At 57.6% G+C, this 25,052-nt stretch carries 21 protein-coding genes, 1 tRNA gene and 1 pseudogene; 1 reads left to right on the top strand and 22 read right to left on the bottom strand.

Annotated features, from left to right (window positions below; genetic code table 11):
* Window positions 1-5: 5 nt before the first annotated feature.
* The 12 genes from fliP to fliE form a co-directional block, all read right to left on the bottom strand.
* Window positions 6-707 carry a flagellar type III secretion system pore protein FliP gene (fliP, locus tag ACUNV4_RS28540; protein ID WP_430882109.1) on the bottom strand — a complete coding sequence of 234 codons (702 nt, stop codon included), beginning with the start codon at window positions 705-707 and terminating at the stop codon, window positions 6-8.
* A gap of 110 nt (window positions 708-817) precedes the next feature.
* Window positions 818-1,240, bottom strand: coding sequence for a flagellar biosynthetic protein FliO (gene fliO, locus ACUNV4_RS28535; RefSeq protein ID WP_430882074.1), 423 nt, complete (start codon window positions 1,238-1,240; stop codon window positions 818-820).
* A gap of 99 nt (window positions 1,241-1,339) precedes the next feature.
* The gene (gene fliN / locus ACUNV4_RS28530) at window positions 1,340-1,792 is read right to left on the bottom strand and encodes a flagellar motor switch protein FliN (protein ID WP_430882073.1); all 453 of its coding nucleotides are present in this window, start codon (window positions 1,790-1,792) and stop codon (window positions 1,340-1,342) included.
* A 3-nt stretch (window positions 1,793-1,795) separates the two neighbouring features.
* Entirely contained in the window at window positions 1,796-2,686 is an 891-nt protein-coding gene (locus tag ACUNV4_RS28525) for a FliM/FliN family flagellar motor switch protein (RefSeq protein ID WP_430882072.1), read from the bottom strand.
* A gap of 54 nt (window positions 2,687-2,740) precedes the next feature.
* Window positions 2,741-3,196, bottom strand: a complete 456-nt coding sequence (locus ACUNV4_RS28520; RefSeq protein WP_430882071.1) for a flagellar basal body-associated FliL family protein — start codon at window positions 3,194-3,196, stop codon at window positions 2,741-2,743.
* 12 nt (window positions 3,197-3,208) lie between these two features.
* The gene (locus ACUNV4_RS28515; RefSeq protein WP_430882070.1) at window positions 3,209-5,404 is read right to left on the bottom strand and encodes a flagellar hook-length control protein FliK; all 2,196 of its coding nucleotides are present in this window, start codon (window positions 5,402-5,404) and stop codon (window positions 3,209-3,211) included.
* A complete protein-coding gene (locus tag ACUNV4_RS28510; RefSeq protein WP_430882069.1) occupies window positions 5,397-5,852 on the bottom strand; it encodes a hypothetical protein in 456 nt (151 codons plus the stop codon). Before ACUNV4_RS28510 ends, ACUNV4_RS28515 begins: the two co-directional genes overlap by 8 nt.
* 252 nt (window positions 5,853-6,104) lie before the next feature.
* The gene (locus tag ACUNV4_RS28505) at window positions 6,105-7,469 is read right to left on the bottom strand and encodes a FliI/YscN family ATPase (protein WP_430882068.1); all 1,365 of its coding nucleotides are present in this window, start codon (window positions 7,467-7,469) and stop codon (window positions 6,105-6,107) included.
* A gap of 5 nt (window positions 7,470-7,474) precedes the next feature.
* Window positions 7,475-8,269, bottom strand: coding sequence for a FliH/SctL family protein (locus ACUNV4_RS28500; RefSeq protein WP_430882067.1), 795 nt, complete (start codon window positions 8,267-8,269; stop codon window positions 7,475-7,477).
* Window positions 8,262-9,305 carry a flagellar motor switch protein FliG gene (gene fliG / locus ACUNV4_RS28495; RefSeq protein WP_430882066.1) on the bottom strand — a complete coding sequence of 348 codons (1,044 nt, stop codon included), beginning with the start codon at window positions 9,303-9,305 and terminating at the stop codon, window positions 8,262-8,264. The genes ACUNV4_RS28500 and fliG overlap by 8 nt, the downstream gene beginning before the upstream one ends.
* On the bottom strand, window positions 9,305-10,972 hold the full coding sequence (gene fliF, locus ACUNV4_RS28490) for a flagellar basal-body MS-ring/collar protein FliF (protein ID WP_430882065.1): 1,668 nt from the start codon (window positions 10,970-10,972) through the stop codon (window positions 9,305-9,307). Before fliF ends, fliG begins: the two co-directional genes overlap by 1 nt.
* 75 nt (window positions 10,973-11,047) lie before the next feature.
* Complete coding sequence (fliE, locus tag ACUNV4_RS28485; protein WP_430882064.1) at window positions 11,048-11,386, bottom strand: flagellar hook-basal body complex protein FliE; 339 nt, start codon at window positions 11,384-11,386, stop codon at window positions 11,048-11,050.
* Window positions 11,387-11,730: 344 nt separating this feature from the next.
* Here fliE and ACUNV4_RS28480 point away from each other — a divergent pair, with 344 nt between their 5' ends.
* Window positions 11,731-12,375 (top strand): thioredoxin family protein, encoded by a 645-nt coding sequence (locus ACUNV4_RS28480; protein ID WP_430882063.1) that lies wholly within the window; start codon window positions 11,731-11,733, stop codon window positions 12,373-12,375.
* A gap of 381 nt (window positions 12,376-12,756) precedes the next feature.
* Here the strand turns inward: ACUNV4_RS28480 and rpoC are convergent.
* The 10 genes and pseudogenes from rpoC to ACUNV4_RS28430 form a co-directional block, all read right to left on the bottom strand.
* Window positions 12,757-16,882 (bottom strand): annotated as a pseudogene (rpoC, locus tag ACUNV4_RS28475) (DNA-directed RNA polymerase subunit beta'); the annotation flags it as partial.
* Between the two features lie 81 nt (window positions 16,883-16,963).
* Window positions 16,964-21,049 (bottom strand): DNA-directed RNA polymerase subunit beta, encoded by a 4,086-nt coding sequence (rpoB, locus tag ACUNV4_RS28470; RefSeq protein ID WP_430882062.1) that lies wholly within the window; start codon window positions 21,047-21,049, stop codon window positions 16,964-16,966.
* A gap of 163 nt (window positions 21,050-21,212) precedes the next feature.
* Window positions 21,213-21,590, bottom strand: coding sequence for a 50S ribosomal protein L7/L12 (rplL, locus tag ACUNV4_RS28465; protein ID WP_430882061.1), 378 nt, complete (start codon window positions 21,588-21,590; stop codon window positions 21,213-21,215).
* A gap of 82 nt (window positions 21,591-21,672) precedes the next feature.
* On the bottom strand, window positions 21,673-22,197 hold the full coding sequence (gene rplJ / locus ACUNV4_RS28460) for a 50S ribosomal protein L10 (protein ID WP_430882060.1): 525 nt from the start codon (window positions 22,195-22,197) through the stop codon (window positions 21,673-21,675).
* A 327-nt stretch (window positions 22,198-22,524) separates the two neighbouring features.
* On the bottom strand, window positions 22,525-23,217 hold the full coding sequence (gene rplA / locus ACUNV4_RS28455) for a 50S ribosomal protein L1 (protein ID WP_430882059.1): 693 nt from the start codon (window positions 23,215-23,217) through the stop codon (window positions 22,525-22,527).
* Window position 23,218: 1 nt separating this feature from the next.
* Window positions 23,219-23,650, bottom strand: coding sequence for a 50S ribosomal protein L11 (rplK, locus tag ACUNV4_RS28450; RefSeq protein ID WP_430882058.1), 432 nt, complete (start codon window positions 23,648-23,650; stop codon window positions 23,219-23,221).
* 116 nt (window positions 23,651-23,766) lie between these two features.
* Window positions 23,767-24,300 carry a transcription termination/antitermination protein NusG gene (gene nusG, locus ACUNV4_RS28445; protein WP_430882057.1) on the bottom strand — a complete coding sequence of 178 codons (534 nt, stop codon included), beginning with the start codon at window positions 24,298-24,300 and terminating at the stop codon, window positions 23,767-23,769.
* Window positions 24,301-24,306: 6 nt separating this feature from the next.
* Entirely contained in the window at window positions 24,307-24,678 is a 372-nt protein-coding gene (gene secE, locus ACUNV4_RS28440) for a preprotein translocase subunit SecE (RefSeq protein WP_430882056.1), read from the bottom strand.
* 57 nt (window positions 24,679-24,735) lie between these two features.
* Window positions 24,736-24,811, bottom strand: a tRNA-Trp gene (locus ACUNV4_RS28435).
* A gap of 165 nt (window positions 24,812-24,976) precedes the next feature.
* Window positions 24,977-25,052: EF-Tu C-terminal domain-related protein (locus ACUNV4_RS28430; protein WP_223268883.1), on the bottom strand; the 76-nt coding region annotated here is incomplete at its 5' end.

Below are 25,052 nucleotides of genomic sequence, written 5' to 3'. Positions count from 1 at the left end.
ACACATCAGATGAAAAAGCTGCCGGCCAGTGTACCCAGCACCAGATTCCAGCCATCCACGAGCACGAACAGCATGAGCTTGAATGGCAGGGAAATGATCAGCGGCGACAGCATCATCATCCCCATGGACATCAGAACACTGGCGACCACCAGATCGATGATCAGAAAGGGAATGAAGAACAGAAAACCGATCTGGAAAGCGGTCTTGAGTTCACTGGTAACGAAGGCAGGCAACAGCACCCAGTAGGAAATATCCTCGACGCCCTGCGGTGGCGCCGAATCGGAAATCTCCAGAAACAGTTCGAGATCGTTGTCACGTGTCTGCTGCAGCATGAACTTGCGGAACGGTACGGCAGCCGCCATGATGGCGGTTTCAGCGCTGATCTGCTCGGCCATGAACGGCTTGACCGCGTTCTCGTGAATTTCCGTGAACACCGGGCGCATGACGAACAGAGTCAGAAAGAGTGCCAGACCGATCATCACCTGATTCGACGGCGTGGTCGGGGTGCCCATGGCTGTGCGCAATATGCCCAGTACGATGGTGATACGCGTGAACGACGTCATCAGCAGCAGGATTGCCGGCAGCAAGGTGAGCATGGTCATCAGAGCCAGCGCTTGCAGACTCAGACTCCAGGTTTCGCCTCCGCCTTCGGTACCATCGACAATGATGGCGGGGATGCCCGCCTGGGCATGACCGATATCCGGCATCAACGCCAGGGCTAGCAACAGCAGTGCCGGGCACCATGGATTGCCGGCTGCCACGACTCGGCTCAGTGGACATCCTGCCCTGCCCGTTCCGGCGGTATGGAGGGTTCGCATCAGTCGGCAACCTGACGCTTGAGTGCGGCACTGAGTTTCTGACGAAAGTCACCCAGCTCTTCCTGAGCGGACGCGGCCAGTGGTCTGGACAGCACATGCAGTGTGTTGACCTGACTGGCAGTGACACCCAGGACCAGTTGCTCTTCGCCAGCCTGCACCACAACGACCCGTTCGCGTTGGCCCAGGGACAGTGTTCCGACAATCTTCAACCCACTGTGCAGCGCACCTCGCGTACCCTGCAGTTGCCGCATGACTCGGGCGAAGATCCAGAAAACCAGCAATACCAGCAACAGCGCAATGGCGAGCTTGCCAAGTGTGGCAAGTGGTGAAATCACCGGACGGCTCGATTCTGCAGCAATAGCCGTTTTGCCGAGGCAGACACCACACAACAGCAGAATACTTGCCGTGGGCAGTCGAAACATGAATTTCTCCTTCAGATTTGACCTGTCGCTCTTGCAGGCAGGTTTGCTACTGTCTTGCTCTGGATCCCTTGCCGATCTGCTTTGGTACCGTGAACGGTATCAGCCGAATTTCTTCAACCGTTCCTGCGGGCTGATGACATCCGTGAGACGGATACCGAAGCGATCGCCGACGACCACTGCTTCACCATGAGCAACCAACGTGCCGTTTACCAATACATCCATCGGTTCGTCCGCCATGCGCTGCAATTCGATGACAGAGTCCCGACTGAGCTTCAGCAGCTCACTGATGGAGATACGGGTCTGGCCGATTTCCATTGACAGAGTGACCGGTATATCCAGAATCATCGAGATATCGGCAGTTGGCCGATTGTCCGGGTCACCGGTCAGATCACTGGACATGTTCGGCGTCTCTACCGATTGCACCTGATCGAACCCCTGCTCACCGGCCGCTTCAGCGTTCGCGGCCGGATCCACCGATGTCGTGTTCTCCGACTCTGCCGCACTACCGGTATCATCGTCATGCATGTTCTCAGCTGTATTATCTTCAGGCATGATTCATTGACCACCAGGTAGATGCCAGCGAGACAGGCTGGCGGAAACACGTCCATTGCTATTGCCGATACGGGCATCGAACAATGGCATTTGCTGAGTCTTGAAGGAGACATTGCGTACGTCCCTGAGCGGAATGAAATCCCCCGCCTGGAGCTCCAGCAGTTTTCCCAGCGTGATCTTCGTTTCGGACAGCACGCCACGAATGTCCAGCTCGCAGTTCATCAGCTCCGAACGCAGTGCCTTGCTGAACTCGATGTCCTGAGCAGAGGCCTTCGGTGTGTCATGCTGCAACTGTGCACTCAGTGGCTTGAGCATCTCGAAGGGATAGATTATCTGGCACGGCAGCTCCAGCTCTTCCAGCTGCAACTTGACTTCATTGGTAACCATGACTTGCTCCAGCGGAGCATTACTCAGCCTGCTCGCGTCAATCGGCCCGACCATTGCCGTGTTCAATGGCAGCACCATCGACCAACCGGAGGTAATGGATTCGGCCAGTGCTGCAATCACGTGTTGCACTACCCGTTGCTCGGTTCGTGACAACTGACGCGACTTCTCGAGCGGTGTGATGGTCGCCTTTCCGCCGAAGTAGCTGTCGACCAGCGCCGATACCATACTGATATCGATGCAGAACCAGACGACACCAGTGAGCGGGCTCAGGGACAGTTCGTGGACGACACAGGTCTCACCCATCGACTCGACACAATCCATGTACGTGCCACGCGTCGTCTGCAACGACTGCCCGATCAGGTTTATTTGCAGCCGCTCACTCAAGGCTGTGCCGAATGCCGTGGCAATTCGGGCATTGACCAAATCCAGTACCGGCCATTGCCGGTTCAGCTTGTGGCCCGGGTGTACGAAATCGTACACCGTGGCCGACTGTTTCTCTTGTTCCATGTTTATCTCGGCTGTCGAACCTGCCAGCCCTGCAAGGCTGATCTGCTACCTGATCTATTGCATGACCAGACGCGTTATGAACACGTCCAGGATGCGTTCCGGCTTGTAGTGATTACTGACCACTTCATCGATTCGTGCCATCGCAGAGTCACGCAAGGCCTGCTTTCCTTCGGCTGTCTTGAGTACTTCACTGTCCTGCTCTGCCAGCAACATCAGCAGGGAATTGCGCAGTTCCGGGTCGTGATCGCTCAGAACCACCGGAACTTCCTCGTCATGGCTGGCAACCACCATTTCGATCATCAGAAACTTGACCCGAGTCTTGCCCTTGAAATTCACGACAAATTCGGGCTGCACGTTGTAGTAGTAGACTTCCTCGGGCAGAGGTTCTTCTTCCACTGCCGCAGCTGCTACAGGCTCCTTGTTCAGCGCTCCTGTCAGAAACAGGGATGCTCCGACACTCACTCCCACCAGCGCCAGCGCACCCACACCAATGAGAATCATCTTCTTCATGCAAGAACTCCGTTAGACATAGGCATCAAATGCAGAAGACGTTCGTCCGTCTCCCGCAATCCCAGGTACAACACGCTGCAAGTCTTCAGCCATGTATCCGTCCGTGTTCCCTGTCGAATCTCTGGAATCCCCATACTCCGCCTGATTACCGTTGCCACCACCATTACCTTGCTCACTTTGTGCCCATGTATCGGACGGGTTACGCATACCTGCAAACATCTGACCATTGCCACCCCTGGACTGCTCACCCCGACCATCGCTCACGTCCAGTCTCACACTCTCATGCCCCTGGCCGGCCAACTGCTCACGCAAGCGTGGCAACATGGCATCCAGCGCCTCTCGAGTCGTGTGTTGTGAAGCCACTATCGACACACTCATCTGATCCTGCTCGATTCCGACCTTGACCGATATCGGTCCCATCCCCGCGGGCGACACCGTCACGGTTGCATTCTGGACGCCCTCCTTCACCATCCACTTGACATTGCTTGCCATCGTGGCATCCGCGTCGTCGACCAGAACCGGCAGATCAAAGGGTGCACTGACGGGAGTGGCTGACACCGCGTCGCTACGCAGCATCACAGGAGCAGTAACGATGCCGCCGGTCACGGGAAGAAACGTGTTATCCGTCGACGCAGTCTTGACCAGTACATCGACCGGATTGGTCGCCGCTTGCGCTCCCGGTGGAGCAATCGAGTCTTTCAGAGCAGCCCGTTGATTGTTCAGCTCCTTGAGCAGATCGGCATGACGCAAGACGGGCTCGCCATCATCGAGTGTCATCTCGGCCGCCGATAGCTGCACGGCCCTGGCCTCCCCGCCCCTTTCGGCACTCTGCTCCGTCAATGAATTGCCGGCCGGTGCTGCCGTCGCTACCAGTTGACCAGGAGCGACTGCCTTGCCATCAACACTGATACCTGCAGACATCACAGGAGTCTGCGAGTCGTCGGCAGCGGGTGTCGCCAGGCGACCACCTGTCTCTTGCGTCGCGAAACGATAGCGGGCGGCCAGAGCGGCCTGCGAGATGACCTCGCCCACCTCTGCAGGCTGCGTCGCTACCGTACTGCGAACCGTTCTGGTCGCTGGCAACGCTTCATTGTCGGGGGCCGCAGCGACTGCCGGACCAGCGGTCGCGCCTGGCACCTGCGCGACAGGGCGCTGGTCAGCCTTGAGCGTTGCCGGACTGCGAACACCTGACTCACTCGTCAGAGAAACACCCTCGTCGGAGACGACAGGCAGCGGTTTGCTTCCCGGTAGAGTCTCGACATCACTGATCATGCCCGTCGTTGAGGCGACTTCCGGCGTCACCGGTGATGGCGGCGTCTGCCCGGGGGACAACCCGACGGTCTGCGCAGGCAACGGGGGAGTCGTCGCGGCCGCTGGCACCGCTGGAGTCAACGGTGCTGCGACTGAGCCGGGGCGCTTGCCCGGACTGGCAATACTGTCGATTCCTGCTTCGTCACTGCCGGTCAGCAGATCAGTCCTGCCGGACTTGTCCACAGCGGTGGTCTGCACCGATGACGCAGGTGCGTCGGACACTTTGGGTCGGGTGTCCGGGCTGTCAGGCAACATGGCCTGATCGGCAGTCTCGGTCACCGTCGCTGACCTTGCCGCCTTGCTCACGTCCCTGGCCAGCTCTTCAGTCAGACTGTCAGGCAACTGCTCGCTCTGCTCTTCGACAGCTGCGCTCGGTCGAACCGTCGGCGCCTTGCCATCGGCGGAGACCGGCCGCTCGGTGGTCGGCGCCGCTTTCAGATCCTCGACAGCTTCACTGCCCCGATCGGCAAGACGTTCAGCCGCTGCCACCGATCCTGTATCACGAGTGACGAGGTCCGTCTCGGGCGAGAGCTCAGGCAACTCGATCTTTCTGACGCTTGCGGCAGCGGAAACGGTTTCCTGTTCAGCGTCGCCGCTGGTGACAGTTGCCAGTATCTCCGGGACTTCCTGATCAGCATCTGCTGCAGGGGCCACGCCAGCCACGGCAGGATCCGGCGTGGTCACCGGCCTGCTGCCCGGCTTCACCAACGGCTTTTCACCGGCAAGAGATGTCTGCGATGACTGCTGCTCCAGCGCCTGACCCAGCTCGCGGGAGAAAGCCTTGCCATCCGGATTGCCACTACCCGGATCGATCTGGCCCTTGGCAGCTGCAGGTTTGCCAGCGGCACTCAACGAGCCGATCAGACCCTGCACCGACGTATTGGACGGTTCAGACATGCTCATCCTCCGAATTCAACTTGTTCACATGCTGTATGCCCTGTACGGCCTGCTCCAGCTGTGATTGCTCCTGCCTTGCCGCAATATGCGCCTCGTGCAAGAGTCGTTTTTCCACCAGAGAGCCGATGGCGGCAGTTTGAGCCGTATGTTGCTTCTGCTCTGCCAGCTTGCTCTGCAGCAACTGCTCACGCTGTTGGCGCTGCAAACTCAGCATGTCGAGCTTCTCCGTCAGCTGTGCCACGAACGCGCGTCGCTGTGCCAGCAGTTGAGGAGCGATACCGGACTCGCCGATGACGCCTTCCTGATATTCCCTGTTGATCGCTTTCAGCTCCTGGTGCTGCCTGTCCATGATGGAAAGTTCCAGTCGTTGCTGCTCGACAGCACTGCGTGCCTGGTCGACACGCGTCTGCGAGAGAGATTCGAGTTTTGACAACTGACCAGAGCTCATGAACGGGTACTTGTTGATTGCATACCCTCATGTCGGCACGAAAACCGGTTGGTACAGCACAAATTACCCATCCGGGGTTAGTTGACACGAAAGGTCACAATGACAAGGACAGGCAGCAACAGGCCAGATCGACAGACTCGCTCGAGCCTGTAGAGCCGACGGCAACACCGCCCGATTCAGGAAACGGCAGAGATTTGCGTAACCGCGGGATGGAGGATGCTCAGCACACGTGCCTCACGCGTGCATCCCCACTCAGTTCTGGGTAGACGTCAACGGACCGAGAATGTCTGCCAATTGCTCTCTGGCGTTGCGGATGCTGACTCCGGAGCCGGCAGATTGTTGCAGATAGGCCTGCAAGCGAGGCCAGAAAGCGACTGCCTGATCCAGCAGAGGATCGGTACCGGCCTTGTAGAGCCCGACTCGCAGCATGTCTTCCTGCGCCCGGTAGGCCGCGGACAGTTGCAGACAACGGCGTATTCGTCGTTCCTGTTCTGCAGAATTGACAGCCGACCGTGTACGGCTGACGGAAGCACCGATGTCGATTGCCGGATAGTGGGCGGCATCCGACAGCGCCCGTGTCAGCACGATATGACCATCCAGCACGGCTCTTGCCGCATCGACGATCGGATCGTTCTGATCATCGCCCTCGGCCAGGACTGTGTAGATTGCCGTGATCGATCCGCCGTTTGCCATGTTGCCTGCTCTCTCCACCAACTGCGGCAGCATTGCAAATACCGAGGGCGGGTAACCCTTGGTGGTGGGAGGTTCGCCGGTAGCCAGACCGATCTCTCGCTGGGCCTGGGCGAAACGTGTCAGGGAATCCATCAGAAGCAGCACCTGCTGTCCGCGATCCCGAAAACTCTCCGCGATGGCTGTCGCCATCATGGCTCCCTGCAATCGCATCAGTGGCGGCTGATCGGCTGGGACAGCGACAACGATCGCCCGCTTCATGCCTTCCTTGCCCAGGGTCTCTCTGACGAAATCGTTGACCTCCCTTCCTCGCTCACCAATCATGCCGATAACGGTAACCTCAGCCTCGGAATGACGCGTCATCATGCCAAGCAAGGCACTCTTGCCCACACCTGAACCGGCGAACAAACCGACACGCTGCCCACGACCCAGCGTTATCAGCCCGTTGATCGAGCGCACCCCGACATCGAAGACATCGCGAACGGCTGCTCGCTGCAAGGGGTTGATCGGCACACCCATCAGAGGCGTGGTGTAGGAGGTGCGCAAGGGACCCAGGCCGTCAATCGGGCGGGCCTTGGCATCAATGACTCTCCCCAGCAATTCGTCACCACAAGGAGCGCCGAGCTGACCGGGGATCGGCTTGACGCGCGCCTGCGACCGCAAACCGGCAACACTGCCGGTCGGCATGAGCAAGGTCCGACCCCGGTTGAATCCGACAACCTGTGCTTCGATATCATTACCGCCCGTGGTTTCAAGCAGACACCGTGAACCGATTTCTGCCTGGCAACCCTCGGCCTCCAGGGTCAGACCTCGCAAGGTACTCAAGCGTCCCTCGACCGGCAACTCCGCACCGGCAAGCGACAAGCGGCGCTTGCGCAAACGCGCCGACAGGGAATCCGATGGGGGCGCCACCTGCGAGTCAGTCATGCGAATCAGGCCTGTTGTCCCGTGTGTGAGGTCACGCCCAGCTCGGCTCCCACGATGGCCAACCAGTCGTCCAGACCACCGTGTACGGTACTGGCACCCGAGACTATCCGGCAATCACTGCGTTTCACGGCCCCATCCACGACGATGTCGACATTGTCGGGCAGCTGAGCCACCTCCTCCAGCATGGCCGCATCGAGCGGGTTCAGATGTACCTGTACGTTCGCCTTGCCGGCATTGGGCAACTGCTCGATGCCACGACGGACCAGTGAGGCCAAGGTCTCGTTGTCCATCTGCAGTTCCCGACCCAGTACCAGCCGGGCTATCTCGAGAGACAGTGCCATGACTTCCTGTTCCAGCTCCGCATCAGGCACCTTCAAGGCAGGCTTCCCGAGCGTATCGATCATGGCCTGCAGCTGTTGTACCGACTGCTGATGCAGTTGTGCATTACCTTCTGCATAACCACTGGTATAGCCTTCGTCGTAACTGGCCTGCAGCATGTCAGCCGATTGACCGGCCATGGGCATGCTTGTCGTTGTCGCATGTTCCGGCGCCATGCCAGCGGATCCGATGCCTTGATCAAGCCGATCCTGTCCGTCCGATGAATGCAAGGCTGACACTGACGACTGCAGCTGAGCACCTGCCCCATGCGCTGGAGGGGCAGCTCTGCCCGGCATGGTTTCACCCAGACGCACCGGTGTTGCGATCTGCCGGGTATTGGCAACCGGCACCGAGCCCTTGAGTTCAGGTGCATGCCAGCGAGTGACCTGCTTCGCCTCATCCTCCGAGAGCACTCTAAACATAGTCGTCTCCTTTGCCACCCAGCGAGATCTTGCCGTCTTCCGCCAACTGCTTCGCTGTTACCAGTATGGCTCGCTGCGACTCCTGGACATCGGACAGTTTCACAGGTCCCTTGGCATCCAGATCATCCCGCAGCAAGTCTGCTGCACGAGATGACATGTTGCGGAAAATCTTGGCCTGCAGTTCCTCGGAAGCACCCTTGAGTGCCACGATGAGGTCATCATTCGACAGATCTCGCAACATGGTCTGAGTGTCCCGGTCAGAGACATTGAGCAGATTCTCGAAGATGAACATGCCTTCCTTGATCTTCTCCACGATTTCCGCATCTGCGGTTTCAATGGCATCCAGAATCATCTCCTCCGAGTCTTTCGACACCCCGTTGAGAATCTCCGCGGCTACCTGTACACCACCGAGGCCCGACAGTTCGATGGTTGCGTTGTTCTCGAACAGCTCCTGAATCACTTCGTTCAGATCGGCCAGTGCTGCGGGATGCAACTTGTCCAGCTGAACGATGCGCATGATGATGTCCGACCGCAGTTCCTCCGGCAACAGGTCCAGAACCTGTCCCGCCTGCTCACGGGAAAGCTGACTCAGCACCGTAGCCATGATCTGCGGATGTTCATTGCGAATGATCTTGGCAACCACACGCGGATCCATCCATTTCAGAGCAGTCAGTCCCTGATCTTCATCCGGGGGCTGCATGCGAGACAGGACACTGGATGCCTTGTCCTTGCCAAGGGCGCGCGTGAGTGTCGATTTGAAGTAGCTGGCGGACTCCAGTCCCAGTGAGGATTCATTGCGCACCCGGTTGACGAACTGATCGAGTGTGTCCCCGATCTGTTGTTGCGTCACACCATTGATGGCACTCATCGCCTCACCCAGAGCCTGAACCTCGGCAGGTTTCATGTGCTGCAGGATGCCCGCTGCTTCCTCCTCACCAAGCGCCATCAACAGGATGGCAGCCTGGCAGGAGCCACTCAGGGCGGGCTTGTCAGGGGACGCGCCCGCCCCCGTCGACTTTTTTTCCTCGTCAGCCATTACTGCTCGGCGACCCAGTCCTTGACGACTTTCGCAACTCGCTTGGGATCCTCTGCTGCCATGGCTCTGGCCATGTTGAGAATGTCACCGTAGATGACAGGAGGCGGCTCCAGCGATGCCGGAGAGCCCCCTTCCAGTGCGGCCTTGCCATTGACCTCAACCGTGACCTCGCCCTTCGGCTGCTCCTCACCGTCAACGCCCAGTGCTGCCAGCGCAGCCTTGTCCTGTACTGGCACCAGACGTCTTACCGCAGGTCGCAGCACCAGCAGCACCAGCAGCAATACCGAAAGACCTGTCAGCACCTGACGAACCATGGTCCACAACCAGCTCTGCTGCCAGATGGGGAGTGGCTCGATCGGCATTATCTCTTCCACCGGCTTGAAAGCGCGATTGAATACAACAACACTGTCACCGCGTTGCTCACTGAAGCCTACGGCTTCCTGTGCGAGTCGGGTGTACTCGGCCAACTCCTCTTCGGTCAAGGGGGTTCTGACCGGTTCACCATCCGGGCTCATTTCCAGACGATCATCGATGATGACCGCTGCCGATATCCGCTGTACGCTTCCCGGAACCTGACGGACATGGGTAATGGTTCGGTCCAGCTCGTAGTTTCGTACCGCACTGGAGTTTTCGCTTTCGATACCGCCATTGGCACCATCTTCACCGGCAGCCTCCCCCGGATCCACCGTTCCATTGCCGGGAGGCTGGTTGGTCAGAGCTCCCGGTATGCCCTCGGCGCCGCCTGCGCCATTGCGGTTGATCTGGGTATCGATCTGTTCACTGCGCAGCTGCTGAGCATCCGGCTCATAACTCTCCTGCGTCTGCTCATTGAGACTGAAGTCCAGATCAGCCGTGACAATCGCACGAACCCGCCCGGCTCCGACAATGGGCGTCAGCAGTGATTCGATACGATCTGAATAGAGTTTCTCGAGCTTGCGGGCATACTGATACTGATCCCGAGTGGCCCCGCCTGTCTGATCATCGCCCGTCGACAGCAGCCGTCCCCATTGATCCACGACGGTCACCTGTCCACTGGCCAGATAGGGAATGCTGGAAGCCACCAGATTGATGACAGCATCCACTTGCTCGTCTTCGATGGTCCGTCCCGGCTTGGCCTTGATCATGACAGAGGCCGACGCCTCTTCCCTGTCGCGAATGAACACCGACTGTTTCGGCATGGCCAGATGCACGCGCGCCGACTCGACATTACGCATGCTGCTGATGGTACGACTGAGCTCGGTTTCCAATGCATGCTGATAGCGAGCAGATTCCGTGAAGTGGCTGGTGCCAAGAGACGGCTCCTGCTGCAGCAGTTCCAGACCGACCGACTTCTGATCCGACACCAGGCCACTGGCAGCCAGGCTCATCTGTACCTGCATGGCCTGATCCTGAGGCACCAGTACCAGGCCGGTTGATGGATCCAGTTTGTATTGCACCTGCGAACTGTTGAGCATCTCGATGATCTGCAAGGAATCTTCACGACTGCCCTGCCCTCCGACCGGCACGTAGTCCGGTCGCATGGTCCAGATGATCAGCCCGACCCCAAGGGTCAGTGCCGTTGCCACGACCAGCAAGGCACCCAGCTGCGGTGCAGCCAGACTTCTCAGCACAGTCGCCGCCACCGGATTCCCCTGAGGCTGGGCGTTGATCAAGTTGGCATCGCTCATGGTGTATCAGCTATCTGCAGTATCAAAGACACGCAAGCGTGTGGATTGGAAAAGCGCTCGAAACAATGGCTGGCATTACAAGGGCATGCTCATGATTTCCTTGTAGGCTGCCACCATCTTGTTACGAACCTGAGTCATCGCTTCAAATGATATTCGGGCCTTCTGCGCGGCGATCATGACGTCCGCAAGCTCCACATTGGGATTGCCTGCTTCGAACGACTCACGCAGCGCCTTGACCTCGGTACTGCGGTTATTGACCTGTTTGACAGAGTTTTCGAGTACCTTCGAGAAATCGATGCCATCGGGCGCGGGCTTGGCCCCCGGAGACACTTCTTCCGAGGAGGGTATTCCCGCATCCCGAGCCATCACCCGAAGCTGCGTCAACAATGAGTTTGTATCGATTGAGTTATTCATCTCGGCTCCTACCGTGATCAGCCTGAGTGGAGCAAGGCGTGTGCCCCAGTCGGCGAAGCATGAATCAGTCGTCGGAATCCGATGGTTACATTTCCTGAAGATGGCCCCGGACAAACATCGCAGTGCATTACCGCTCGTCATGTCACTTTCTGCCACGTCACACCGCCTGTTCCAGTCAGACACAGGAAGCCGATTCAAACCGCCCGAATCACCCGCCACCTTCCGCTGAGGACAATTCCGGTCAATTATTTGACTTGTCAGTGGCAGGGACTGGCTGAGAGGCTCCCGCCGCCGCCCTACACCGCCCTCTCCGGCATTTGACACTTGCCCCGAACCGGAGACTCGTGGAAACATGGAGCCGTTTAGAGACGCGTTCGAGGCTCCTTTCAATGGCAATCAGAACGACTGGACTGATGATCCTCGTCGCACTGCTGATCGGCAGCGCGACGGCCGACGCCGCCCCCCTCGGGGATGACGGGCTGCACAAGCAGGAGTGGTTTGCGCTGACGTTCAAGGACGTCGCGGAAGACCTGGCGGAGGCGAAGGCCGACGGCAAGCGACTCGCCATCGTCTTCGAGCAGGCTGCTTGCGTTTACTGCAGTAAAATGCACAACACCGTACTGACGGACCCTGAGGTCGTCGACTACATCAAACAGCACTACATCGTCGTTCAATACAATCTGTATGGTGACGAAGAGGTCATCGATCTTGATGGGGAAGTACTGAGCGAGAAATCGGCTGCCGCCAAATGGAACATCATGTTCACACCAACCTGGCTGTTCATGCCTGAAGAGGCAGAAGGTGAGAAAGATGTCGGCGCTGCGGCCGTGGGCACCATGCCGGGCGCGTTTGGCAAGGGTACCTTTCTGGATCTCTTCACCTGGGTGCGTGAGAAGGGCTATGACAGCGAAGAAGCCTTTCAGCGATACCATGCCCGCCGGATTGCCGAACGTCGGGCGACGGGTAACCCCGATGCGCCAGCGGACTGATCCGGCATCAATGGCGCAACGTCACTCCACGGCGTCCGTCACCTCACTGGAAGTTGTTGCAGCCGGCTGATCCGTGTCAGTGCCCCCGCACTGCGGACAAGCCTGACCCGGAAACAACAATGCCCTCACGATGGAGGGCATTGAGCATCAGCGATACCGATGAACACGCAGTATCGGCAACGTAGATCCACCGCTCCGATCAACTCGGAGCGATGGTGATGTCTTCAAACGCTCAGGCGTCTCCCGCAGCGGCGTTATCTGACCCCATATCCAGCAAGCTCGGCATGGCTGCATCGTCCGGCAGACTGCCTACACCGGATGAAGACAACGCAGACTCCTGCTCGATCACCTTGTCGAATGCCTGATCGGCACTGAGCTTCGCCCGGCTCTTGCGGCGTTCGTTATGGAAGGCCAGCCCCGTACCCGCGGGCACCAGACGTCCAACGATAACGTTCTCCTTCAAGCCTCGCAGATCATCACGTGCACCGCGAACTGCCGCATCGGTCAGTACTCGTGTTGTTTCCTGGAAGGAAGCAGCAGAGATGAACGACTCGGTAACCAGCGATGCCTTGGTTATACCCAACAGCAGATTCTCGAACTCTGCCGGCTGTGCATTCGGGTTCTCGGCAAGCAAGGCTTCGTTGATTTCCTTGACTCGCAGGTAATCCACCTGCTCACCGCGAAGCAGACGCGTGTCCCCTGCCACCGTGATGTCCACTTTTCTGAGCATCTGACGAATGATGACTTCGATGTGCTTGTCGTTGATCTTCACACCCTGCAGACGGTATACGTCCTGAATCTCCTGAACCAGGTAGGCAGCCAAAGTCTCGACACCACGCAGGCGCAGGATATCCTGAGGATTCGGTTCTCCATCGGCAATCATCTCGCCGCGTTCCACCGTTTCACCTTCGAACACGTTGATATGACGCCATTTCGGAATCAACTCTTCGTGTGGCTTCGGTCCGGGACCCGTGATGATCAGGCGTTGCTTGCCCTTGGTCGGCGTACCAAAGGAGACCGTACCGCTCTCCTCGGCCAGAATCGCCGGCTCCTTGGGCTTGCGAGCCTCGAACAGATCGGCCACGCGTGGCAGACCACCCGTGATGTCACGTGTCTTGGAAGACGCCTGCGGTATACGCGCAACAACATCACCCACCTGCACTTCATCGTTATCCTGCAGATTGATGATCGCACCCGGTGGCAGGAAGTAGTGAGCCGGAATTTCGGTACCGGCGTAGTTCAGATCCTTGCCATCCTTGTCCACCAGTTTCACCATCGGGCGCAGATCCTTGTTCGTACCACCGCGCTGCTTGTGATCCGTGATGATCTTGTCCGTCAGACCGGTCGTCGGATCGGTCTCTTCCTTGGTGGTGACACCCTGCACGAAATCGGAGAACTTCGCGTAACCTGCCACCTCGGTGATGACCGGATGCGTGTGCGGATCCCAGGTGGCCAGAATGGCACCGGCATCGATGGCCTCGCCTTCCTTCGCCTGGATCACCGCACCGTAAGGAATCTTGTAGCGCTCACGCTCACGACCCGCATCATCCACGACCGCCAGTTCGGCAGAGCGTGAAACGGCCATCAGCTTGCCTTCCTTGTTGGTGATTTCCTTCATGTTGTGAAGGCGTACCGACCCCTTGGACTTGGCTTCCACGCTGCTGGCAGCAGCCGAACGACTCGCGGCACCACCGATGTGGAAGGTACGCATGGTCAGCTGAGTACCCGGCTCACCGATGGACTGTGCCGCCATGACACCCACGGCCTCACCGATATTGATGATATGGCCTCGTGCCAGATCTCGACCGTAGCAGGCCGCACAGACACCGTAATCGGCTTCACAGGTAATCGCGGAGCGCACCAGAATCTCGTCGACCCCGGCCTCTTCCAGCATGTCCACCATGTGCTCGTCGAGCAGCGTTCCGGCTTCCAGCAAGACAGCAGTGTCGTCGCCAGGCCTGGTGATCGCCTGCGCGATGACGCGTCCCAGCACTCGCTCACGCAGCGGTTCAACCACATCACCACCTTCGATGATCGGCTTCATGGTCAGACCGTTGGTGGTACCGCAATCCGGATCCACGACAACCATGTCCTGAGCCACATCCACCAGACGACGCGTCAGATAACCGGAGTTGGCCGTCTTCAGAGCCGTATCGGCCAGACCTTTTCGCGCACCATGCGTCGAGATGAAGTACTGATTCACGTTCAGACCTTCACGAAAGTTCGCGATGATCGGCGTTTCGATGATCGAACCATCCGGCTTGGCCATCAGACCACGCATACCCGCCAGCTGACGAATCTGCGCCGCAGAACCACGAGCGCCCGAGTCGGCCATCATGAAGATCGAGTTGAAGGACTCCTGCTGTACCGTCTTGCCTTCACGATCGACGACGCTCTCGGTACCCAGGCTTGCCATCATGGACTTGGCCACCTGATCGTTGGCCGCAGACCAGATATCGACAACCTTGTTGTAACGCTCACCCTTGGTCACCAGACCTTCGGAATACTGGTCCTGAATCTCGCTGACCTCGGCTTCCGCCGCGGCAATCAGCTTCTTCTTGTCTTCCGGCACCATCATGTCCTCGATACCGATGGAGACACCGGCCAGAGTCGCGTAACGGAAACCCAGATACATCAACTGATCGGCAAAGATGACCGATTCCTTCAGACCCAGACGTCGGTAGCACAGGTTGATGAGCTTGGAGATGTTCTTCTTGGTCAGATTGAGATCGACATTGGCGAACTCCAGTCCGGGCGGAAGAATCTCCGACACGATGGCACGACCGACAGTTGTCTCGACACGGCGTGGTACCGGTACCCAGCGACCCGCTTCGTTCTCGACGTAATCGGTAATGCGCACGGTCACCTTGGCGTGCAGATCGGCAACCTTGCTCTGATAGGCACGATGACACTCGGCGATATCCCTGAACACCATGCCCTCGCCCTTGGCGTTGACCCGTGTCCGCGTCATGTAGTACAGACCCAGAACGATATCCTGTGACGGCACGATGATCGGCTCACCGTTGGCTGGCGACAGAACGTTGTTGGTTGACATCATCAGGGCGCGCGCTTCCAGCTGTGCCTCGATGGACAGGGGCACGTGCACGGCCATCTGGTCACCATCAAAGTCAGCGTTGAAGGCTGCACAAACCAGAGGATGCAGCTGGATCGCCTTGCCTTCGATCAGTACCGGCTCGAACGCCTGGATACCGAGACGGTGCAGTGTTGGCGCACGATTGAGCATGACCGGATGTTCGCGGATGACCTCTTCGAGGATATCCCACACTTCCGCACCTTCACGCTCGACCATCTTCTTGGCAGCCTTGATGGTGGTCGCCATGCCACGTATCTGCAGCTTGGAGAAGATGAAGGGCTTGAACAGTTCCAGTGCCATCTTCTTCGGCAGACCGCACTGGTGCAGACGCAGGGTCGGCCCCACCACGATGACCGAACGACCCGAGTAATCGACTCGCTTGCCCAGCAGGTTCTGTCGGAAACGACCCTGCTTGCCCTTGATCATGTCGGCCAGCGACTTCAGAGGACGCTTGTTGGAGCCAGTGATGGCTCGTCCACGTCGACCGTTGTCCAGCAGTGCATCCACGGATTCCTGCAGCATGCGCTTTTCATTGCGCACGATGATATCCGGCGCATTGAGCTCCAGCAGGCGACGCAGACGATTGTTGCGGTTGATGACTCGGCGATACAGATCGTTCAGATCGGACGTGGCAAAACGACCACCGTCCAGTGGTACCAGCGGACGCAGGTCCGGCGGCAGTACCGGCAGAATGGTCATGACCATCCACTCGGGACGGTTGCCGGATGCGATGAACGATTCAACCAGCTTCAGACGCTTGGTCAGACGCTTCAGCTTGGTTTCCGATTTGGTTGCTTCGATCTCTTCACGAAGATTCTCCGCATCGGTATTCATGTCGATGTCCTTCAGCAGATCATGAACCGCTTCCGCGCCCATGCGTGCATCGAACTCGTCACCGTGCTCCTCGATGGCTTCCAGGTACTGTTCATCGGACAGCAGCTGTCCGGTTTCCAGTGTCGTCATGCCCGGATCGATGACCACATAGGCCTCGAAATACAGGACGCGCTCGATCTCGCGCAGTGTCATGTCCAGCAGCAGGCCGATGCGGCTTGGCAGCGACTTCAGGAACCAGATATGAGCAACCGGACTGGCCAGGTCGATGTGACCCATGCGCTCACGACGTACCTTGGTCTGGGTCACTTCCACACCACACTTCTCGCAGACAACGCCGCGATGCTTCAGGCGCTTGTACTTGCCGCACAGGCACTCGTAGTCCTTGACAGGTCCGAAGATCTTGGAGCAGAACAGACCATCCCGCTCCGGCTTGAATGTCCGGTAGTTGATGGTTTCCGGCTTCTTCACCTCTCCGTAAGACCATGAACGGATGGTCTCCGGAGAAGCCAGTCTGATGCGAATCGCATCAAACTCTTCGGTCTGGCCCTGCATCTTGTACAGATTCAGCAGATCTTTCATTCTTTGATTCCCCTATCTTTTACAGCGGAAAACGGGTTTCGCACGATCATCCGGGCAATGGTGTCTCTTGAACTCAATGTCTTATTTATCCTGCTCGAGTTCGATATTGATGCCGAGCGAGCGAATTTCCTTGAGCAGCACGTTGAATGACTCGGGCATGCCGGCATCCATCCGGTGATCGCCGTCCACGATGTTCTTGTACATCGTGTTACGACCCTTCACATCATCGGACTTGACCGTCAGCATTTCACGCAACGTGTAGGCAGCACCGTAGGCCTCCAGTGCCCAGACTTCCATCTCACCGAAGCGCTGGCCACCGAACTGTGCCTTACCACCCAACGGCTGCTGGGTAACCAGACTGTACGGACCGGTTGAACGGGCGTGCATCTTGTCATCCACCAGGTGATTCAGTTTCAGCATGTGCATGTAACCGACCGACACCGGACGCTCGAAGCTGTCACCGGTACGACCGTCATACAGATGTGCCTGACCCGACTCCGGCAGATCTGCCAGAGCCAGCATCTGCCGGATCTCCTTCTCGGCAGCACCATCGAAAACCGGCGTGGCCATGGGAACACCACGGATCAGGTTATGTGCCAGCTCCTTGATCTCTGCATCACTGAGGCTGTCGATGTCGACGTGCTGACCGGCGCCCTCGTGGTTGTAGACCTTGTCGAGAAACTCGCGAATCTCGCCCACTGCCTTCTGCGCCTTGATCATGCGATTGATCTTGTGTCCCAGACCCTTGGCAGCCCAGCCCAGATGCATTTCCAGTACCTGACCCACGTTCATGCGCGACGGTACACCCAACGGGTTCAGGCAGATATCCACCGGCGCCCCATCTTCCGAATACGGCATGTCTTCGGTAGGCACGATCATGGAGATAACCCCCTTGTTACCGTGACGACCAGCCATCTTGTCACCCGGTTGCAGGCGACGCTTGACAGCCAGGTAGACCTTCACCATCTTCAGTACGCCCGGCGCCAGGTCATCACCCGAGGTGATCTTCTCCTTCTGCTCCAGGAATCGCTGTTCGAAGGCGTCGCGATGATCCGAGATGCTCTGCCCGATCTTCTCGAGCTGCACGTTCAGATCTTCGTCCTGCAGTGAAATCTGGAACCACTTGTCTCTTTCCAGACCATTCAGATACTCACTGGTGATCTTGTCGCCCTTGCCCAGACCGTTGGGTCCCTTGTCCGCCTCCTTGCCGACAATCAGCTTCTCGATTCGCTGATAGATATCGTTTTCGATGATACGGGTCTCGTCATCGATATCCTTGCGAACCTGCTTCAGTTCTTCGCGCTCGATCTGCTGGGCACGCAAGTCCTTGTCCACACCATCTCGAGTGAAGACACGCACATCGATGACCGTTCCATCCATGCCGGGTGGCACGCGCAGCGAGGTGTCCTTCACATCGGACGCCTTCTCACCAAAGATGGCTCGCAGCAGCTTCTCTTCCGGCGTCAGCTGCGTTTCGCCCTTGGGCGTTACCTTGCCGACCAGGATGTCGCTGGGGCGAACTTCGGCGCCGACATAGACGATACCGGACTCATCCAGCTTCGAGAGCAGCCCTTCACTGACGTTGGGAATATCCGCCGTGATGTCCTCTGGCCCGAGTTTGGTGTCACGTGCCACCGAGGTCAGTTCTTCGATATGGATGGTCGTGAAACGATCCTCCTGAACCACACGCTCGGAGATGAGGATGGAATCCTCGTAGTTGTAACCGTTCCATGGCATGAACGCCACCAGCATGTTCTGACCCAGAGCCAGCTCACCCATATCGGTGGACGGTCCGTCAGCCAGAACATCACCACGCTCGATCTGATCACCCGGCTTCACCAGCGGACGCTGATTGATGCAGGTGTTCTGGTTGGAACGTGTGTACTTGGTCAGGGTGTAGATATCCACACCACCGGCTCCCGCTTCGGCTTCTTCGTCATGCACACGAACCACGATACGCGCCGCATCCACGGAATCCACGATACCGCCGCGTTTGGAAACCACGGCAGAACCGGAGTCCACGGCCACGATACGTTCGATACCGGTACCTACCAGGGGCTTCTCGGCACGCAGAGTCGGAACCGCCTGACGTTGCATGTTCGATCCCATCAGGGCGCGGTTGGCATCATCGTGCTCCAGGAATGGAATCAGCGCAGCTGCCACCGATACGATCTGCTTGGGCGAGACATCCATGAACTCCACCTGCTCGGGACGAGCCATGGTGAATTCGTTGTTGGTTCGCACCGACACCAGTTCATTGATCAGATTGCCCTCGGCATCCAGTTCGGTGTTGGCCTGGGCAATGATGTAGTTGCCTTCTTCGATGGCAGACAGATACTCGATCTGGTCCGTGGCCTTGCCGTTGGCGATCTTGACGTATGGCGTTTCCAGGAAACCGAAGTTGTTGGTACGCGCATAGACAGCCAGGGAATTGATCAGACCGATGTTCGGGCCTTCCGGTGTCTCGATCGGGCACACACGACCGTAGTGAGTCGGGTGTACGTCACGCACTTCGAAGCCGGCACGTTCACGCGTCAGACCACCCGGGCCAAGCGCCGAGATGCGACGTTTGTGAGTGACTTCCGACAGCGGGTTGTTCTGATCCATGAACTGCGACAACTGGCTGGATCCGAAGAATTCCTTGACCGCAGCTGCTACCGGCTTGGCGTTGATGATGTCCTGTGGCATGAGCCCTTCGGACTCGACCATACCCAGACGTTCACGCACGGCACGTTCGACACGCACCAGACCGACGCGAAACACGTTTTCGGCCATTTCGCCCACACTTCGGATACGGCGATTGCCCAGATGGTCGATGTCATCAACCGTGCCGTTGCCGTTGCGGATATCGATCAGTACCTTCAGCACGGACTGGATGTCTTCCCGATCCAGTGTGCCTGGTCCCTGTGTGTCTTCCCGCATCAGTCGACGGTTGAACTTCATGCGTCCAACCGGTGACAGGTCGTAGCGATCCGCTTCGAAGAACAGATTGTTGAACAGGTTCTGCGCGGCTTCCTTGGTAGGAGGCTCGCCAGGACGCATCATGCGATAGATTTCCACCTGCGCTTCAAGCTGCGTGTTGGTCGGGTCGATACGCAGAGTGTTGGAGATGAAAGGACCACGATCCAGATCATTGACATACAGTACTTCGATCTTCTTGATGCCCGCATCCTTGATCAGCTGAATCATTTCCGCTGTCAGTTCGGCATTGGCGAATGCCATGATCTCTCCGGATTCCGGATCGACGATGTCATGAAACAGGATCTTGCCTACCAGGTAGTCATCGGGAATTTCCAGTTTCTTGATATTGGCCTGTTCCAGTACACGGACGTGACGGGCAGAGATCGGACGACCGGTCTCGACCACCACATCATCACCGGCCTTGATGTCGAACGCAGCCGTTTCACCACGCAGGCGCTCGGGAACGAGCTCCATCTCGATCTTGTTCTTGGACAGGGAGATCTTGTGTGTTTCGAAGAAGTTTTCCAGAATTTCGCTGGTTTCATAACCCAGGGCGCGCAACACGATGGTTGCCGGCAGCTTGCGTCGACGATCGATACGCGCGAAGACACAGTCCTTGGGATCGAATTCGAAATCCAGCCAGGAACCCCGGTACGGAATGATGCGCGCGCTGAACAGCAATTTGCCCGACGAATGCGTCTTGCCGCGATCATGGTCGAAGAATACGCCCGGAGAACGGTGCAACTGAGAGACGATGACGCGCTCAGTACCGTTGATGATGAATGTTCCATTGTCCGTCATGAGTGGCAATTCACCCATGAACACTTCCTGTTCCTTGATGTCCTTGACGACCTTGCTGCTCGCTGGAGCAGTCTTGTCATAGATGATCAGGCGTGCCAGAACGCGCAGCGGGGCTGCGAACGTGAGGCCGCGAATCTTGCATTCCCGCTCGTCGAAAGCAGGCTTGCCCAAACGGTAGCTGACATAATGCAGCTCGACGTTGCCAGAGTAGCTGACAATGGGCATCACGCTGTTGAAGGCACCATGCAGGCCCACTTCAGCACGATTTTCCGCATCTTTATCTTCCTGCAGGAAGTTGCGGTAGGAGTCCAGCTGCGTTTGCAGCAGGTACGGCACCTCAAGGATTGGAGCGCGCTTTCCAAAATCCTTGCGGATACGTTTTTTTTCAGTGAACGAAAAAGCCATCAACGTTCCTCACAGTCTTGAAGGTCGCGCGCCGGGCGAGCACGCAAGTTCGAATATTTTCCGTCGGAAACGACGGCAGGCCGACAGTCACAACGACTGTCAGCCTGTCGATGTTACTGCTCCGAAGCTCCAGGCTCCGGGGCTGCAACGAGGGGTACAACGATTACTTCAGCTCGACGGAGGCGCCGGCTTCTTCCAGAACCTTCTTCAGCTCTTCAGCTTCGGCTTTAGGCACGCCTTCCTTGATTGGAGCTGGTGCACTTTCAACCAGGTCCTTCGCTTCTTTCAAGCCGAGGCCGGTTGCGCCACGAACAGCCTTGATAACGCCAACCTTGTTCTCACCGAAACCTGCCAGAACCACGTCGAAGTCAGTTTGCTCTTCAGCAGCTGCACCGGCGTCGCCAGCAGCAGCAGGCGCAGCAGCAACGGCTGCAGCGGCTGAAACACCAAACTTCTCTTCCATTGCACTGATGAGGTCTACAACCTCCATCACTGACATGTTGGCAATGGTTTCCAGCATGTCTTCTTTTGATACTGCCATCTGTCTATCTCCGATCGGCTACCGGTATATCTCCGGATAACCTGTAAGTCTAAGTTGAGTGAACCGGACGATCTGGTTCGTATTAAGCTTCTTTGGACAAACGCACAGCTTCCACTGTACGAACGAGCTTGCCCGGAACTTCGTTCAAGGTACGCGCGAGTTTGGTAACCGGCGCTTGCATGACAGACATCAGCATTGACAGAGCCTCGTCCCGAGTCGGGAGGTTGGCCAGTTTGCCTATGTCGCCAGCATCGATCGTTTCACCGCCAACTGCACCCAGGGTAATGACAAGCTTGTCATTGTCCTTGGCGAAGTCACGGAACAGACGTGCCGCCGCACCGGGATCCTCTTGCGAGAAACCCAGCATCAACGGACCGCTGAGGCGATCGTTCATACACTCGAATTCAGTCCCCTTGACTGCCAGACGTGCCAGGGAATTCTTGACGACTCGCACATAAACGCCCGTCTCACGTGCTTTTGCACGCAGTTCGGTCAGTTGCGAGACGCTAAGTCCCCGGTACTCGGCAGCAACTGCCGACAAAGCTGAACCCGCAACATCTGCGACTTCGGCTACGACGGCTTGCTTCTCTGCATAAGTCAGAGCCATAGAGCACCTTTAGTTAAACGGCCTTTCAAACGAGTCGAAAGACCATGCCTTGCAAGTTGCATCAGAAATACAACTTACCCACTCGGTTCTGCAGCTGACACACCATCATCAGTTGCATCCCCATCTGCGCAGGCCATTAAGTCAATCCGGAAGACTGACACCTGCGGTCTTCGATGAGACAGACCAAGTCATGGCTAGCCATGGCACAACGTCTGCTCACTCAAAGTTCTTCTGTACTACATTCCCTACTACCGGCAATACCGCCAGTATGTTAGTTCTGCCGACCCTGCCCCGCAGCAGCGAAGCAGGATCGAAGGATCAGCCGGATCAGATGAGACCGGAATGATCGATGGTCAGGCCTGGCCCCATGGTGGTGGAAACCGTTACCTTGCGCATGTATACGCCCTTGGCAGCCGATGGCTTCGCCTTGACCAGGTCATTGAGCAGCGTGCGCAGATTTTCCTGCAGTTGCTGGGGCTCGAATGTCGCCTTGCCCAGTGTGCAGTGAACGATACCGCCCTTGTCCGCGCGATAACGCACCTGACCTGCCTTGGCATTGCTGACCGCTTCTGCCACGTTGGGCGTCACGGTGCCGACCTTCGGGTTGGGCATCAGGCCGCGTGGACCCAGGATGGTACCCAGAGCACCAACGACACGCATGGCATCGGGAGCTGCAATCACGACATCGAAATCCATGTTGCCAGCCTTGATGGACTCGGCCAGATCTTCGAATCCGACCTGATCGGCACCGGCTTCACGAGCAGCATCGGCCTGCGCACCCTGAGCAAAGACAGCAACGCGAACCGTCTTGCCGGTACCGTTTGGCAGCACGCTTGAACCGCGAACAACCTGGTCGGATTTACGTGGATCAACACCCAGGTTGACCGCAACGTCGACAGACTCGGCAAACTTGACCGTGGACAGCTCCTTCAGCAAGGCAAAGGCTTCCTCGACACCATACTGCTTCTCGGAGTCGACCTTTTCACGGATCGCCTTGGCGCGTTTTCCCAATTTAGCCATCTTATACGCCCTCTACTTCCAGACCCATGCTGCGCGCGGTGCCAGCGATGGTACGTACGGCTGCATCCATGTCGGAAGCAGTCAGATCAGGGTTCTTGGTCGTCGCGATCTCTTCCAGCTGTTCGCGTGATACCTTGCCCACTTTTTCGGTGTTGGGACGTCCACTACCCTTGGCCAGTCCGGCGGCCTTGCGCAGCAGGACAGACGCGGGAGGAGTCTTCTGGATGTACGTGAAACTACGGTCGTTGTAGACGGTAATCACGACAGGAATCGGCAAGCCGGCTTCCAGACTCTGCGTGGAGGCATTGAATGCCTTGCAGAATTCCATTATGTTTACACCGTGCTGACCCAAAGCGGGTCCAACCGGCGGACTGGGGTTTGCCTGACCGGCAGGCACCTGCAGCTTGATATAAGCCTGGACTTTCTTGGCCATACTGATTGCTCCTGATCGGGTTCAAACGTCCGACAGCTGCTTGCGCCCTGCCCGACTCCCCGATGGTTGTACGCGATATTGCGTGATTTGCAGACCAGAGGCCTGCTACTGAATGATCAGGCCTTTTCGACCTGACTGAATTCGAGTTCCACCGGCGTGCTGCGTCCGAATATCTGCACAGCCACCAGCAGGCGATTCTTGTCGAAATTGACTTCCTCAACCACTCCGTTGAAGTCATTGAAAGGACCGTCGGTTACACGGACCACCTCACCCACATCGAACAGAACCTTCGGCCGAGGTTTCTCGACTCCGTCCTGTACACGTTGCAGGATGGCATCGGCTTCCTTGTCGGAAATGGGCGCCGGCCTGTCTGCCGTACCACCGATGAATCCCAGAACCTTCGGCACATCCTTGACCAGGTGCCAGGTTTCGTCGTCCATTTCCATGCGAACCAGTACGTAACCGGGAAAGAACTTGCGCTCGGAACGGCGCTTCTGCCCGTTGCGAATCTCCACCACTTCTTCGGTCGGGACGAGAATGTCGCCGAACTTTTCACCAAGGCCAGCGCGCTCGATCCGTTCTTCCATGGAACGTTTGACCGTTCCTTCGAAGCCGGAGAACGCCTGCACTACAAACCAACGCATTGCCATGCTTGACTAGATTCCCGTGATTGCGCGAAAGAGATATGCCAGCAGCATATCGAATAACCACAGAAAGATACCGACCAGCACCACGATGATGAAGACCGTCAGTGTCGTCTGAGTCGTCTCTGCCCGACTGGGCCAGACTACCTTGCGAACTTCGGTCCTTGCATCACGAAAAAAAGCGACGGTTCGCTTGCCCAGATCGGTCTGATAGACAATGAAGGCTGCCAGAGCACCAATGACGAGCAATCCCACCACCCGCAGCAGCAGTGACTGCGCAGCGAAATAGTAGAATGCCACCAGCCCCAGCAGCACAAGGGCGCCAGCGGAAGCGAGTTTGATGGTATCTGCGCTGTTACTAGTTACTTCGGCCTTTGAGACCATGAATATGCTCGCGGCAACCCTAAAGTTGAAATACTCAACGTGTGACACATACCGGATTGGCAGGCCAGGAGGGAATCGAACCCCCAACCTGCGGTTTTGGAGACCGCCGCTCTGCCAATTGAGCTACTGGCCTAATCCGGTTACTTCAGGAAATCAGTGATTTCCCGGGTAGAACATGAAAAGCCCGGAACTGACATGCACCAGGCTTCTCATTCGAACTCAGGACTGACGTATCAGCCGACCTACTATAGACGCTCGGAATGCCTTGCGACATTACCGAGCCGACTACTATAACCTATTACTCGATGATTTTGGCTACGACGCCGGCACCAACCGTACGTCCACCTTCGCGGATCGCGAAACGCAAGCCGTCT

The organism is Granulosicoccus sp. 3-233 (genome assembly GCF_052681095.1).
The sequence above is the reverse complement of the archived record's forward strand: the minus strand, read 5'-3'. Positions and strand labels throughout refer to the sequence as shown.